Source organism: Aeromonas sp. 604176, from assembly GCF_049170755.1.
GTDB classification, from domain to species: Bacteria; Pseudomonadota; Gammaproteobacteria; order Enterobacterales; family Aeromonadaceae; genus Aeromonas; species Aeromonas veronii_A.
Genome location: NZ_JAAKNE010000024.1, coordinates 1 through 13,963 on the forward strand (window position 1 = coordinate 1; position 13,963 = coordinate 13,963).

General features: G+C 61.7%; 13 protein-coding genes, 4 tRNA genes and 1 pseudogene. 8 read left to right on the top strand and 10 right to left on the bottom strand.

All coding sequences use genetic code 11. The annotated features are described in order from the left end of the window. Positions 1-444: pseudogene (locus G5358_RS06350) on the top strand (argininosuccinate lyase); the annotation flags it as partial. A gap of 434 nt (positions 445-878) precedes the next feature. On the opposite strand, the gene G5358_RS06355 reads toward G5358_RS06350, so the two are convergent. Next, positions 879-1,334 (bottom strand): hypothetical protein, encoded by a 456-nt coding sequence (locus G5358_RS06355; RefSeq protein ID WP_421323813.1) that lies wholly within the window; start codon positions 1,332-1,334, stop codon positions 879-881. 27 nt (positions 1,335-1,361) lie between these two features. Here G5358_RS06355 and G5358_RS06360 point away from each other — a divergent pair, with 27 nt between their 5' ends. Then, the gene (locus G5358_RS06360) at positions 1,362-1,640 is read left to right on the top strand and encodes a hypothetical protein (protein WP_421323814.1); all 279 of its coding nucleotides are present in this window, start codon (positions 1,362-1,364) and stop codon (positions 1,638-1,640) included. Positions 1,641-1,776: 136 nt separating this feature from the next. After that, entirely contained in the window at positions 1,777-2,469 is a 693-nt protein-coding gene (locus tag G5358_RS06365; RefSeq protein WP_421323815.1) for a B3/4 domain-containing protein, read from the top strand. A 76-nt stretch (positions 2,470-2,545) separates the two neighbouring features. Here the strand turns inward: G5358_RS06365 and G5358_RS06370 are convergent, their stop codons facing one another. The 6 genes from G5358_RS06370 to plsY form a co-directional block, all read right to left on the bottom strand. After that, positions 2,546-3,718 carry a nucleoside recognition domain-containing protein gene (locus G5358_RS06370; protein WP_421323816.1) on the bottom strand — a complete coding sequence of 391 codons (1,173 nt, stop codon included), beginning with the start codon at positions 3,716-3,718 and terminating at the stop codon, positions 2,546-2,548. Between the two features lie 106 nt (positions 3,719-3,824). Continuing rightward, a tRNA-Asn gene (locus tag G5358_RS06375) sits at positions 3,825-3,900 on the bottom strand. 8 nt (positions 3,901-3,908) lie between these two features. After that, positions 3,909-3,984: transfer RNA gene (locus G5358_RS06380), tRNA-Phe, on the bottom strand. Positions 3,985-3,987: 3 nt separating this feature from the next. Continuing rightward, positions 3,988-4,063 (bottom strand) — tRNA-Thr (locus G5358_RS06385). Between the two features lie 52 nt (positions 4,064-4,115). Further along, a tRNA-Phe gene (locus G5358_RS06390) sits at positions 4,116-4,191 on the bottom strand. Positions 4,192-4,238: 47 nt separating this feature from the next. Beyond that, a complete protein-coding gene (gene plsY / locus G5358_RS06395) occupies positions 4,239-4,901 on the bottom strand; it encodes a glycerol-3-phosphate 1-O-acyltransferase PlsY (RefSeq protein WP_270905373.1) in 663 nt (220 codons plus the stop codon). 157 nt (positions 4,902-5,058) lie between these two features. Here plsY and folB point away from each other — a divergent pair, with 157 nt between their 5' ends. From folB to G5358_RS06410, 3 genes are all read left to right on the top strand, one after another. Next, positions 5,059-5,430: a dihydroneopterin aldolase gene (folB, locus tag G5358_RS06400; protein WP_270905374.1), complete on the top strand. Its 372-nt coding sequence runs from the start codon at positions 5,059-5,061 to the stop codon at positions 5,428-5,430. Beyond that, positions 5,430-5,939: a 2-amino-4-hydroxy-6-hydroxymethyldihydropteridine diphosphokinase gene (gene folK, locus G5358_RS06405; protein ID WP_107684303.1), complete on the top strand. Its 510-nt coding sequence runs from the start codon at positions 5,430-5,432 to the stop codon at positions 5,937-5,939. Before folB ends, folK begins: the two co-directional genes overlap by 1 nt. A gap of 126 nt (positions 5,940-6,065) precedes the next feature. Further along, entirely contained in the window at positions 6,066-6,554 is a 489-nt protein-coding gene (locus G5358_RS06410; protein ID WP_158113362.1) for a YbaK/EbsC family protein, read from the top strand. Here G5358_RS06410 and mdtD read toward each other — a convergent pair. Further along, positions 6,526-7,929, bottom strand: coding sequence for a multidrug transporter subunit MdtD (gene mdtD / locus G5358_RS06415; RefSeq protein ID WP_421323817.1), 1,404 nt, complete (start codon positions 7,927-7,929; stop codon positions 6,526-6,528). The genes G5358_RS06410 and mdtD overlap by 29 nt on opposite strands. A gap of 11 nt (positions 7,930-7,940) precedes the next feature. Beyond that, on the bottom strand, positions 7,941-8,549 hold the full coding sequence (locus tag G5358_RS06420) for a TetR/AcrR family transcriptional regulator (protein WP_158113360.1): 609 nt from the start codon (positions 8,547-8,549) through the stop codon (positions 7,941-7,943). A 90-nt stretch (positions 8,550-8,639) separates the two neighbouring features. On the opposite strand from G5358_RS06420, the gene G5358_RS06425 reads away from it, so the two are divergent. Both G5358_RS06425 and G5358_RS06430 read left to right on the top strand, forming a co-directional pair. Beyond that, positions 8,640-9,740: an efflux RND transporter periplasmic adaptor subunit gene (locus G5358_RS06425; RefSeq protein WP_421276346.1), complete on the top strand. Its 1,101-nt coding sequence runs from the start codon at positions 8,640-8,642 to the stop codon at positions 9,738-9,740. Continuing rightward, the gene (locus G5358_RS06430) at positions 9,737-12,844 is read left to right on the top strand and encodes an efflux RND transporter permease subunit (protein ID WP_421323818.1); all 3,108 of its coding nucleotides are present in this window, start codon (positions 9,737-9,739) and stop codon (positions 12,842-12,844) included. Before G5358_RS06425 ends, G5358_RS06430 begins: the two co-directional genes overlap by 4 nt. Here G5358_RS06430 and G5358_RS06435 read toward each other — a convergent pair. After that, the gene (locus G5358_RS06435) at positions 12,829-13,956 is read right to left on the bottom strand and encodes a CobW family GTP-binding protein (protein WP_421323819.1); all 1,128 of its coding nucleotides are present in this window, start codon (positions 13,954-13,956) and stop codon (positions 12,829-12,831) included. The genes G5358_RS06430 and G5358_RS06435 overlap by 16 nt on opposite strands. Positions 13,957-13,963: the final 7 nt, after the last annotated feature.

Sequence of the window (13,963 nt, forward strand, 5' to 3'; positions counted from 1 at the left end):
CTGGCCTACAACAAGGACATGCAGGAAGACAAGGAGGGGCTGTTCGATGCCCTCGACACCTGGCACGACTGCCTCGATATGGCGGCGCTGGTGCTGATCGATCTGAGGGTGAATGGTGAGCGCACCATGGCGGCGGCGCAGGGCGGCTACGCCAACGCCACCGAGCTGGCGGACTATCTGGTGGCCAAAGGGATTCCGTTCCGTGAAGCGCACCATATCGTCGGTGAAACCGTGGTCTTTGCCATCAGCGTGGGCAAACCGCTGGAAGAGCTCTCCATCGGCGAGTTCCAGCGCTTCAGCCCGGTAATCGAGTTCGACGTCTACCCCAATCTGGAACTGGAAGCGACACTGGCCAAACGGGTTGCCAAAGGCGGCGTTGCCCGGGAGCAGGTTGAGGCAGCCCTCACTGCCGCAGAGCTGTGGCTGGCCAAACGGGCGGGTTGATCTCAGATGTATTTGGAAAATAAGAGGGGGAGCAATCGCTCCCCCTCTTGCTTTATCTTGGCTTTAAGCGCTTTTCAACATAATGGCATTTGCAGGTATTGCCTTATCAATGAATTCACCACTTCCATAAACTGACACGATATATCCACAAGCTGGGCAAGCTGCAGTGTATTCACTCATTACGTTGAAAGAACCCAGCACGAACCCTTTGAAGTGGTTACTGCATTTCTTACATTTCATTGATTTGATTGAAAACATCTTTGATTCTCCACGAATAGAAAGATATGAATTCCTCTCTTCTATGGATATGAAACGGGTGGGCTATTCCTAGGAAATAGCCATAGTCACGCTTTGCATCACATCCACACGAATACGCTACCAGATTATTTATTGACAGGCTCGTCATCTACTGAAGTCGATACTGTTCAGGCATTTCACGCACTGGCATTGAGCAGTTTGCCCACCCCCTCCCCCTTGCCATTGGGCAGGGTCTGTTTAAAGGCGCCGAGCAGCTGGTCGAGGTTGAGATTGCTGGCACCGAGGGAATCCTTGAGGGTATCGAGCTCGCTTTGCAGGGCATCGAGGCGGGTGCTCTGGGTGCCGCTCGCCAACTGGCTACGGGCACTATCGATGGCGGTAGGGAGGGATTGACCACCATTCTCCTGTCCCAGGGTCTGCATCAGCTCCCCCATAAAGTGGTTGATGGCAGCGCGGTTCTGCTCGCTATTGGCATCCTTGATACCGAGCCGCTGGAACAGGCTCTGGACGGTAGGGGCGAGGCGATCTTCCTGCACTGTTTGCTGCACAGACTCGGGTTTGGCACTGCTGCCGAGCAGCTGACTGCCCAGCTTGAGGGCGATAGAGGCAAGGGGAAGCTGGTTGCTGATCATGATATCTCTCCGCGACAACGACCCTTGATGGTGTTGCCAAGAGGAATGCATAAGCGGGGCCAGAACGATGAAAAAACGCCAACCATAGCCAACTCATTGAACAACCTAGCAATTTTGGTGACCGCCTCGTGCTTGGGCATTGCAACTGAGGTCATCACAAGAGAGCCGGGCGGCCAGCGGCTGCCGCTGCAGTTCCAGGCGGCAAAGGGGCATTACCGCAGCAAACCGGAGACGGCAGGGCTCCTCTTCGCTATATACCGCTACATGCCCGCCATCCCCTTGATCACGTCATTTTTCATTCATTAAACTTATGGGCATTAAGATCATGTAAATTTTCTTATCTAACATGTTCGCGCATGATGGCTCTCAAACCGGATTTGCCGTTGCCGCTATGCTGGCCGGCAGCCGCCTTCTCCCAGCCTCTTTCGTTTATGGAGTCGCTATGTCCCTGATCACCCCCTATATCTCCCCCGAAGTCAACCAGCTGGCTCCCGGCTTTCGCGCTTTGAGCATCACGGTGCAGGCCGCCGCCGTGGTCGACCCGAACGTGGGGGCGCGCGCCCTTGATGAAGCCTGCACCGCCATGCTGACCGCCGATGTGCCGTGGGCAGAGGCGCATCTCGCCGCCTGGGGCGAGCTGTTCAGAAAATTTGGCGCCAAGCCGCAGCGGACTCCCTGTTCCGCCGAGGCTCTGAGAAAGCGGGTCACCCGCGATGGCAACCTGCCCGCCATCGATCCCGTAGTCGATCTCTACAACGCCATCAGTATCCGCTACGCCATTCCGGTGGGGGGCGAAAACCTGCTCACCTATGAGGGACTACCGCGACTGGTGGTAGCCGATGGCAGCGAGCAGTTCGATACCATGAAGGGGGGCGAACCCGCACACGAATCTCCGGAACCCGGCGAGGTGGTCTGGCGGGATGACAAGGGGGTCACCTGTCGGCGCTGGAACTGGCGGCAGGGTGTGCGTACTCGACTCAGTGTCGATTCGGGCCAGATGTGGTTCATTCTGGAGAGCCTGACCGAGATGCCGCTGGCTGCGCTGCATGAGGCGGGGGAAAAACTGATCGCCGGGCTGCGGGAGATGATGCCGGAAGCGGTGATCGCACAGAGCCTGCTCGGCTATGTTGAGTAAACCGAAGGACGAGCCAACTCGTCACCGATAGATACAGAGAGGGGCGCCACAGCGCCCCTCTCTCTTTTCACCCTGCTCAGCCCAGCAGCATATAAAGCTGGTGAGCGGCTACCCCGGCGCACAGGCCGCCGATGGTGTGGGCGACGATGGCGCGGGAGGTGAGGTGGCGATAACCGAGAGCATCCAGCATGGCGGTGTGGGTGCTCAGGAAGCCACTCCAGCACATCCCCATGGCGGTAAACACCGCGACCTCGTTACCGGTGATCCACCCTTTGGCGATAAAGGGGGGCACCAGCGACATGGCGGCACCGACCGCACCGAGCGAGGTGGCGGGGAAAGCGACCAGCTCCGGCTGCTGGAAGCCAAACAGCAGGTCAAACAGCCAGCCAGCCTTGGCAGCCAGCACCGGCAGCAGGGCTACCCCCTGGAAGGCTTCGCCGGTATAGCCCTTGTCGCCGGAGCCGAAGGTGAGCAGCATGACGAAGGTACTGATGATGAGCACACCCGGGATCACCGCCATCCCCAGCTCCACACCGGATTTGCCGCCATCGAGCAGAGAGTTGAGGATCCGCAGCCAGCCGGGAGCCGCCTCTTTGGTCACCCCAACCTTGTGCCCCTTGGCAACAGTCGGCTCATCGTCCAGCACCTCGCCCACCAGCGGGCGGATCATCCGTTGCATCAATCGGGTAGAGACCACCGAGCCTACCAGAGCGCCGAGCAGCCCGATGAGCGCCGCGCTTGCAGTGGATTCACCGCCCGGCAGCTGCAAGGTGGCCATAAAGGTCACCACGATCAGCCCCATGCCAAAGGCTGTGCCGAAGTTGGTGAGCGACACTAGCTGCCAGGGGGTGAAGCCCTTGCGAAAGCGGCTGTCCTTGGCGAGGCTGATCACCGCCGGGTTGTCGGAGAAGAAGGTCATCAGCGCCGCCAATGCGGTGCGACCGGGCAGACGAAACACCGGTTTCATCAGGGGTGCCAGCAGCACCTCCAGCAGTCGGATCACCCCGAATTCGCTCAGCAGCTGGCTGAGGGCGCCGGAAAGTACGGTGATCCCCATGATAAAGAGCACGGTATTGAGCAGCAGCTGGTGGGCGGTATTGAACAGGGTGTTGACCATGGCGGAGAGGCCCATCTGGCTGCCGAGGTAGCCAAACAGGCTGCCCAGGATCAGCAGCACCAGCACGGGCTCAAGCCACTCGCGGATGGTGGCCAGTCGCCCCTTTGAGTCTATAACTACTTGATTTTCCATATCTATCCTGCCGTCATTCTGTGCGTGTGTGATTGTTGTTATGGTAAAAGAGCGGTGTTGAACCAATGAAAAAAAGCCCTTGTCTTGCGACAAGGGCTTTTCGGTTTGGCTCCTCCTGCTGGGCTCGAACCAGCGACCTGCGGATTAACAGTCCGTCGCTCTACCGACTGAGCTAAGGAGGAATTATTCGTGGTGCCCAGAGACGGAATCGAACCGCCGACACGGGGATTTTCAATCCCCTGCTCTACCGACTGAGCTATCTGGGCAAATGGTGCCGGCTACCGGAATCGAACTGGTGACCTACTGATTACAAGTCAGTTGCTCTACCTACTGAGCTAAGCCGGCACACTTTAAACCATTGTGCATGAACAAATTTTTATTTCATGGCACCAAATTTTGGTGCCCAGAGACGGAATCGAACCGCCGACACGGGGATTTTCAATCCCCTGCTCTACCGACTGAGCTATCTGGGCGTGGGCGCTATTAAACGGATTTTAAGGCGGATGGTCAACGGGAAATTTCACTTTTTGTCTCGTTCGTCTCTTTTTTGCGCAACATCGTCCATTTCTGCCACTTCCTCGGCACAGGCCGCGCGTTTTCGCCCCCAGACTCTGGGTTCTTCCCCCTTGAGCAGGCGGGAGATGTTCTCGTGATGGCGGAGCAGGATAAGGCAGGAGAGCAGCGAGACTGGCAGGGTATATTCGGGTTTGAGCAGGTAGGTAAAGAGTGGCGTAAGCAGCACGGTAATGATGGAGGCCAGCGAGGAGTAGCCGCTCACCAGCAGCACCAGCAGCCAGGTACCTATCACGGCGCCCCCCATGGTGAAGCCGATGGGCAGCATGGTACCGAGCGCCGTCGCTACCCCCTTGCCACCACGAAAATGAAAGAAGAGGGGGTACATATGGCCGAGACAGGCGGCGACCCCGATAAAGCCGAGGTAGACGGGTTTGATCTGCAGATACCAGGCGAGATAGACGGGCACAGTGCCCTTGAGCACATCGAGCAGCAGCACCACCAGCGCCGCCATCCGGCCACCGAGGCGCAGCACATTGGTTGCCCCCGGATTGTGGGAGCCATGATCCCGCGGGTCGGGCAGACCGGTGCAGCGAGAGACCAGCACAGCACTGGATAGTGAACCACCCAGGTAGGCCAGAATAATCATCAAAATCGTCAGGGCCGTCATCTTGGTCGTTTTTACCACGATATGAATGGGGTATGATGCGGGCCACATACGCTGGCATGGGCCCATGCCCACCCAGAGCGCCTCGGCAAGCCTGTTGCCCGGCCAGCATCCCTGCGCTGTCATCACAGCCCATCAAGAGTAAAGAAGAAGTACAGTCATGGACAAGGTGTTTATTCGCGGACTCGAAGTTTTGACCACCATAGGTGTATATGAGTGGGAGAAGGGCATTCGCCAAAAGCTCCGTTTTGACCTCGAGATGGGGTTCGACAACCGCCCCGCGGCAGCAACCGACGACATTAATCTGGCACTGGATTATGCCGACCTCTCCAACAAGATTTGCGAACATGTCAGCGGCAAGGTGGTCGAGCTGGTCGAGACCATGGCCGAGCAGGTCGCCATGCTGGTTCTGACCGACGCGCGGGTGCAGTGGGTCAAGGTGACCCTCACCAAGCCGGGCGCCGTGCCCAATGCCGCCGGGGTCGGCGTCGAGATCCTGCGCCATCGCACGCCGGCCGCGAGCAGCAACTGATGACCACCATCTATATCAGCCTGGGCTCCAACATCGAGCGGGAGCGCCATATCCGTGCCGGGCTCGATGCCCTGCACGCCGAATTTGGTGAGCTGCGGGTCTCCCGGGTATTCGAGAGTGAGGCGGTCGGCTTCAACGGCCGCCCCTTCTACAACCTGGTGGCGGCTGCCGAGACCGATCTGCCGCTGACCACCGTCTGCCAGCGACTGCGGGCCATGGAGTTCGCCCACGGCCGTGAGCCGGATGCCAAGAAGTTCGCCCCGCGCACCCTGGATCTCGACCTACTGCTCTATGGCGATCTGGTCTGCGACACCCCGCTGGTGCTGCCGCGCGGTGAAGTGCTCACCAACGCCTTCGTGCTCTGGCCACTGGCCGAGCTGGCCCCCAAACTGCGCCACCCCGTCGATGGCCGCACCATGGGCGAGCTGTGGCAAGCCTATGACAAGGCCTCCCAGCAGCTGTGCCCCATTCCCTTTCACTGGGAAGCGTGCGAATTGCAGCATCACTGATCCGCAAGGGCGCCTCACGGCGCCCTTGTTGTTTGCACAGACAGGGTTGCTTATCACGGATAAGAAAGTGTCATTGGGCCTGACCCTGCGAGGCTGGCAGGATAGCGCCCACTACAGGAGAACCCCATGCCACTCGATACCATTCACCATTTCAACTGCCAACTGCTGGCAGAACTGCCCCACCAGCGCTATGAGCATGAACCCATCCTCGACTACGCCACCGATGAAAAGGTCAAGGCCCGCCTCGGCTGGCAGGCGGAGTTCAGCAAGACCCTGTTTCTCAAGTTCAAGGATGGCCGCTTCGCCCTGCTGCTGACCCACAGGGACGGACGGCTCGACAACAAGGCGGTCAAGGCCGCACTCGGTGCCAAGCCCTCCATCTGCACCGCCGAAGAGATGCAGGCGGAGATCGGCTGCCTGCCGGGGGCGGTTTGCCCCTTCCTGCCCCGTGCCGATATTCCGCTACTGGTGGATCCGCAACTGCTCAACCACACCGCCTTCACCTGGACTCCGGGCCACCCGGAGCAGACCTTTCTGCTGGCGACCGAGCATCTGGCCGAAGTGCTGGCGCAGCTCCCCTGCCAAGTCAGCTATCTGCCCGCCCCGATGGCGTAGCCCCATCGCGCGCCAGCTGGGCGAAGATCAGCGCCGCCAGCATGGAGAGCAGGCCGACACAGAGGTAGGTAAGATGGAACCCGGCCAGCCACTGGCCGTTGGCCGCTGAGGTACCCGCCGAGAAGAGCCCGAGCAGGCTGGCGGCAATCGCCACACCCAAACTCATGGAGAGCTGCATCACCACCGAGAGCAGACCGTTGCCACTGCTGGCCAGGGTCGGGCTGAGATCTTGCAGCGTGAGAGTGTTCATGGCGGAGAACTGCAGCGAGTTGATGGCGCCGAAGATCGCCAGCCAGCCCAGCAAGACCCCGTAAGGGAGCTGGTTGTCGATAAAGTAGAAGCTGGCGATCATCGCCCCCAGCAACAGGGTGTTGCCGATCAGAATGCGGCGATAGCCCACCTTCGGAATAAGCTTGTTCACCAGCGTCTTGGTCAGCATGGCGCCAATAACCGTAGGGATCATGGTCATCCCCGCCTTGCTCGGCGAGAAACCGAGCCCCAGTTGCAGAAAGAGCGGGGTGAGGAACGGCATGGCACCGCTGCCGAGGCGGGCAAACAGGTTGCCCCAGACACCGATGGCGAAGGTGGCGGTCTTGAACAGATTCAGGCTGAAGAGCGGCTGCTCCGCATTGGCGGCATAGAGCCAGTAGCTCGCCATCGCCGCCAAGCCGAAGATCAGTGCAAACAGCGCCCAACCGGTGGAGATGCTGTGCTCCCCCAGCCCCTGCAAGCCGACCGACACCAGCACCATGCCGACGCTGAACATCACAAAGCCCTGCCAGTCGAACCGGGCGGTCTGCTGCCGCAGCTCCGGCATAAAGTGCCAGCTGGCGATAAAGCCGAGCAGCCCCACCGGCAGGTTGATGAGAAACACCCAGTGCCAGCTCGCCACTTCCACCAGCCAGCCACCGAGCGCCGGCCCCATCAACGGGCCGAGCAGCCCCGGGATGGTGACAAACGACATCACCCGCAGCAGCTCGTGCTTGTCATAGACCCGCAGCACCGCCAACCGTCCCACCGGCATCAGCAGCGCACCGCCAATCCCCTGCAGCACCCGGGCAGCCACCAGCATGGAGAGCGAACCGGAGGCGGCACAAGCCAGCGAGCCGAGGGTAAAGAGCGAGATGGCAGCCAGATAGATGCGGCGGGTGCCGAACCTGTCAGCCAGCCAGCCGGAAGCCGGGATCAGCAACGCCACCGTCAACATGTAGGCGATGATCACCGACTGCATCTGCAGCGGGCTCTCTCCCAAGGTCTCGGCCATGCTGGGCAGGGCGGTGTTGAGAATGGTGCCATCCAGCGCCTGCATAAAGAAACCGACCGCCGCCAGCAGGGGCAGCCACTTGCGCTGGGCATCTGTCACTGTGTGGCTCATTGCCACCTCCATTATTTTTGCGGGGGAGCGGCGGCGGTCAGGAAGAGATCGACACAACTCAGGGTCCAGGCATCCTGCTCGGCAGCGCTCTGGGTCAACGGCAGACCCAGCTCACGGAGCATTCGCTCCTTGCCCTGCCACATCAGCAACAGCTGCATGGCGGCCTGTTCACTGTCTTGATGGCAAAGCAGGCCTTGCTGCTTCTGCTGCTCCAGCCAGTTGGACAGCATCTCGGTCACATAGAGCGGGCCCGCTTCGAAAAAAAGGGTGGCCAGCTGGGCATCGTTGCAGCTGATGCAGGTGCGAAAGATATTGATGGCATCATCGCTCAGGATCAACTTGCGAAAGCTGCGACCAAAGGCAATCAGGCTCTCCCGCACATTGTTGCCACGCAGCAACACCTCCGGCATCAGCTCGCTGCTGACGCACTTGCTGCCCACCGCTTCGGCAAACAGCGACTCCTTGTTGGCAAAATGGCTGTAGACCGTCTGCTTGGAGACGCCCGCTTCACTGGCCACCATGTCCATGCTGACCAGATGCAGACCGTGCTGACAGAAGAGCCGCCCGGCAGCATCGAGGATCGCAGCCCGCTTCTGCTGACTACGGGGTGAAATGTTCATTTTTCCTCCACAATCAAACTGGACAGTCTAGTTTCGAAAAACTAGACTCACCGGTGTGATTTGATGTTATGTCAACCAGAGGATGATGTCATGACACTTTGCTTAATCCTGCTGGCGCTGTTACTGAGTGGCTGCAGCCCGGTCACAGAGTCAGAAGAAACACCCGCCCTGACCCGGGTGATCGCCCAGCCGCTGCAAGCCAGCGATCACTACCCGGTGCTGCACCGCTTCAATGGCAGGGTGATCGCCCCCGAGCACAGCCAAGTAGGCTTCGAGCTGGCAGGGCGGATCGCCACCCTGCACAAGGGACGCGGAGAGCCGGTCGCGGCTGGCGAACAGCTCGCCACACTGGACACCCGGCTGCTGGCAGTGGAAGCCAAAGAGCTGGCCGCCCGGGCTGCCCAGAACGAGGCCGAGCTGACCCTTGCCCGGCAGACGCTCGACCGGCTCACCGCCCTGCGCCAGCAGCAGTTCAGCTCCCGTCAGGCGCTGGATGAACAGCAAGGCAAAGTCCGCATGCTGGAGGCAAGCGCCAACCAGCTGGCCGCCGCCCTCGAAGCCAACCGGGTCAAACAGGAGAAATCACAGCTGCGCGCCCCCTTCAACGGAATCGTAGTCAGCCGCGAGCAGGCATTGGGGGCCGTGGTGGCCGCAGGTCAGCCTCTCTTCTCCCTGACCCGCAGCGGCCAGTGGGAGGCCGATATCGGCGTGCCGGTGAAACAGGCCGAGTCCCTGATCGTCGGCCAACACTACCCCCTGCAAAGCGATGCGCAATCACTGGAGGGGCGCCTGCTTAATCTGGGGGTACAAGTGGACGGGCAGACCCACACCCGCACCGCCCGCTTCCAGCTGACCCGGGGTGGCGAACAACTGGCAGAGGGGCAACTGATCACCCTGTTGCATCAGACCCGCGAGCCTACCCGTGCCTACGAGGTACCGCTCACCGCGCTGACCCAGGGATTGCGCGGCAGCTGGACCCTCTATCTGCTCAACGACGAAACGCCACCCCGGGTGGTCAGTCGGGACGTCACCCTGCTGCAGCAAGATGGTGAGCGGGCCTGGATCAGTGGTGCCCTGAATGGGCAGGAACAGCTGGTGACCGATGGCCTGCATAAACTGGTGCCGGGCCAGCAGGTCACCCTGACAACCAGCGTGGATCATCAAACGGCGCATCCGGAGCCACAGTCATGATCCGCCCGTTTATCGAGAATGGCCGCCTGCTGCTGTTGACGGTCGCGCTGCTGCTGACGGCCGCCCTTGCGGCATTGCAGACCCTGCCCAGAACAGAAGATCCCCAGCTCACCAGCCGTTTTGCCAGCGTGGTTACCCACTTCCCCGGGGCCAGCGCCGAACGGGTGGAAGCGCTGGTGAGCGAGCCCATCGAGAACCGGCTGCGGGCCCAGAGCGAGATCAAGCTGATCGAGTCGAGCTCTCGCCCCGGCCTCTCCATCATCAATCTGGAGCTCAAGGATGAGGTCAGCGATGTCGAACCTGTCTGGTCCAGAGTCCGTGACCGGCTGGCAGATCTTGCCGCCGGGCTGCCAGCTGGCGCCAGTGCCCCCAAGCTGGATGACGAGAAGGGCTACCCCTTCACCCGGCTGGTCAATGTAGTCTGGCGCGGGCCGGGCCAGCCACAGCTGGATCGCCTCGCCCGCTACAGCGCCGAGCTGGAACGCCGGGCGCGCCAGCTGCCGGGCACCGAATACGTCGAGCGGGTCGGGGCACCGCAGGAGGAGATCGAGGTGCGGTTCGATCCCCTCGCCCTCAGTGCCAGCGGCATGAGTGGCGAACAGCTTGCCCAGGCGCTGAGTGGTGCCGATGCCAAAGTGGCCGCCGGGGAGCTGCAGGGTAGCCACAATCGCTTTCAGGTGGAGATCCGCGGCGCCCTCGATACCCTGGAGCGGATCCGCCAGATCCCGCTGCGTACCGGCGAGCAGGGCCAGACCCTGCGCCTTGGCGATCTTGCCGAGGTAAGACGTACCCTGCACCAGCCGGAGAGCCAGCTGGCCTTTGCCAATGGTGAGCGGGCCGTGGTGGTCGGCCTGCGCATGGCACAGGATCACCGCATCGACCTCTGGTCGGCACGGGTCGACACCATGCTGGCCCAGCTGCAACAAGACTTGCCGGATAATATCGGCCTCGTCACCAGCTTCGATCAGCAGCGTTATACCGATCAGCGGCTCGACACCCTGCTCATCAACATTGTGCAGGGCTTCCTCATCATAGTGGCCGTGCTGCTGGTGACCTTGGGGGTCAAGGCCGCCATTATCGTGGCCCTGTCGCTGCCGCTTACCGTGGCGTTCTCATTCGCCTGCATGAACCTGATCAATCTGCCCATTCACCAGATGTCGGTCACCGGTCTGGTGGTGGCGCTCGGGATCATGGTGGACAACGCCATCGTCATGGCGGATCGGGTGCAGTATCAGCGCCGCCACGGCATGGCCATGAGTGCCGCCGCACTGGAAGCCATCGGCCACCTCTGGCTGCCACTGCTGGGCTCCACCCTCACCACCATGCTCGCCTTTATGCCGATCATTCTGATGCCGGGCCCGGCGGGCGAGTTTGTCGGCGGCATCGCCTGGGCGGTGATCTGCTCGCTGCTGGGATCCTACCTCATCGCCCACACCCTGGTGGCTGGCCTCGCAGCCCGCTGGATTGGCCGTGATCAGGGGGGACGCTGGTATCAGGATGGCTTGCACCTGCCCCGGGTGAGCGCCCGTTTCCAGCAGAGCATCGCCATGGCGCTGGCTCACCCCTGGCGCACCCTGCTGCTGGTCAGTCTGCTGCCCCTGCTCGGTTTCTGGGTGGCGGGCCGCCTCACCGAACAGTTCTTTCCCCCTGCCGACCGGGACATGATCCACATTGAGGCCAGCCTCTCTCCACAGGCGAGCCTGGCGCGCACCCGCGAGCTGGCACTGGGGATCTCCGCCGAGCTGGCCAGTCTCCCCGAGCTGGTTCGCCAGGATTGGGTGGTGGGCGACAACGCCCCCAGCTTCTACTACAACCTGGTACCCAGAAAACAGGGGCGGGCCGATTACGCCCAGGGGATGATCACCCTGCAGGATGCCGATGCTGCCGAGCGGCTCATTCCACAACTGCAGCAGCGGCTCGATGCAACCTTTCCCGAAGCGCAGATCCTGGTGCGCAAGCTGGAACAGGGGCCGCCTTTCAATGCCCCGGTCGAGCTGCGGCTGTTTGGCCCCGACCTTGAACAGCTGCACCGTCTGGGAGAGGAGCTGCGCAGTCTGCTCGCCAATACCCCGGCAGTGGTGCAGACCCGCGCCACCTTGCAGGCCGGGGCCCCCAAACTCTGGTTGCAGGTCGATGAGGAGGCCGCCCGACTGGCAGGCATGAGCCTGACCGATGTTGCCTCCCGGCTGGCGGGCGCACTGGATGGCAGGTTGGGCGGCACTGTGCTGGAAGGCACCGAGTCAATCCCGGTGCGGGTGCGACTGGCCGAGCCCTTGCGTCAGGATCCGGATGCGCTGCTCAATGTGCCGCTATCGCTCACCGGCACCGGCCAGCAAGGGGTAGCCAATCTCACCTTGCGGGCACTGGCCACTCCCGAGCTGCTGCCAAGTTGGGGGGAGATCAGCCGTCGGGATGGGGAGCGGGTCAATGTGCTGGAGGCCTATCTGGCGGTCGGCGTACTGCCGCAAACCGTGCTGGAGCAGGTCAAAGAGAGGCTGGCCGCCAAGGCGCTGGCATTGCCGCCGGGCTATCGACTGGAGTTTGGCGGGGAAGCCGCCAAGCGGGATGAATCGGTGGGTAATCTGATGGCCCATGTCAGCCTGGTCGCCGTGCTGCTGGTGGCCGTGCTGGTGCTCAGCTTCAACTCGTTCCGGCTGGCAGGCATCGTCACCCTGGTGGCGATCCAGTCGGCTGGGCTCGGCCTGCTGTGGGTCTGGCTGCTGGGGTACCCCTTCGGGTTTACGGTGATCATCGCCCTGCTGGGACTCATGGGGCTGGCCATCAACGCCGCCATCGTCATTCTGGCCGAGCTGAGGGCAGACCCGCTGGCACAACAGGGCAATCTGCCGCAGATCCGCGATCTGGTCGCAGGTTGCAGCCGCCACATCGTCTCGACCACCATCACCACGGTGGGCGGCTTCATCCCGCTATTGCTGGGGGGCGGCGGCTTCTGGCCCCCCTTTGCCATCGCCATCGCAGGTGGCACAGCGCTGGCGACCCTGCTCTCGTTCTACTTTGTGCCGGTGGCGTTTGTGCTATTCAACCGCCGCCGTCCTGACCCGATGCAGGAGAGCTGCAACGCGCAAGATCAGTTGCCGGGCTGACCCAGCATGGCTTTGAGCCGCTCTTCCAGAGTGGGCTCGGGGGCCTTGAGGGTCGCCATAAAGAGCTGCTCGATACCGGCCTTGTCCTGACTTTTCACGATAAACACCAGTCGGGACTGGGCCTTGCCCTCCGGCCAGTCGCCCAGCGCCTGCAGCGGATAGAGCTGGCCGTGGACGCCGTGGATCACCACCGGCTGGCTCTCCCCTTCCAGCTGCAAGATCCCCTTGAGGCGCAGCAGGGCATCGCCATACTGCGCCTGCACCGCATCGATGGCGGCCAGCAGACGAGAGGGCTTGAGCGGCTCACCAATACGCAAAGAGAAACTCTCGATGTTGCCGTGCTCGAAGTGGGTAGGCGCAGCTGTGCCCACCTTGGCGGCGAACGGTTGCATCTTCGGTTGCATCGGTGACGCCAGCCCCTGCTTGGGGGATTCGGTGCGCAGCCAGGCCAGCAGCTGGCGCACATCGCGCCCGGCCGCTTCGTTGTAGGCGCCGAGCTTCTCCAGCACAGCTGGCGACAGTTCACCATTGGTCACCTGCTGGATCGGGGCCGCTGGATTGAGTGCCGCCAGCTGGGCTTCGACCCGTGCCAGCTGCTCGTCATCCACCAGATCGCCTTTGCTCACCACCAGCAGATCCGCCAGCGCCACCTGTTTCACCGCCTCATACTGGGCCGCCAACTGCTGCTCGATATGACCGGCATCCACCACGGTGACGGTGCCATCGAAGCGGTAGCGCTGGGCGATAAAGCCCTCTTCGCGCAGGGTAAAAAGCACGGGGGCCGGATCGGCCAGACCGGTGGTCTCGATAATCAGACGCTTGAACGGTTTGATCTTGCGCTGGATGGCCTTCATAAAGAGCCCCTGCAGCGCTTCCACCAGAGAGCCCTGCACCGAGCAGCAGATGCAGCCGGAGTCGAGCAGCATCACCTGCTCATCCACCTGCTGCACCAGATGGTGATCCAGCCCCACCGAGCCGAACTCGTTGATCAGCACGGCGCACTCGCCAAGCTCCGGCTGCTTGACCCAGTGGTTGAGCAGAGTTGTCTTGCCGCTGCCGAGAAAGCCGGTCAGCAGGGTCACTGGGATACGGGTATCTTGCATATCGGTCATATCAGAT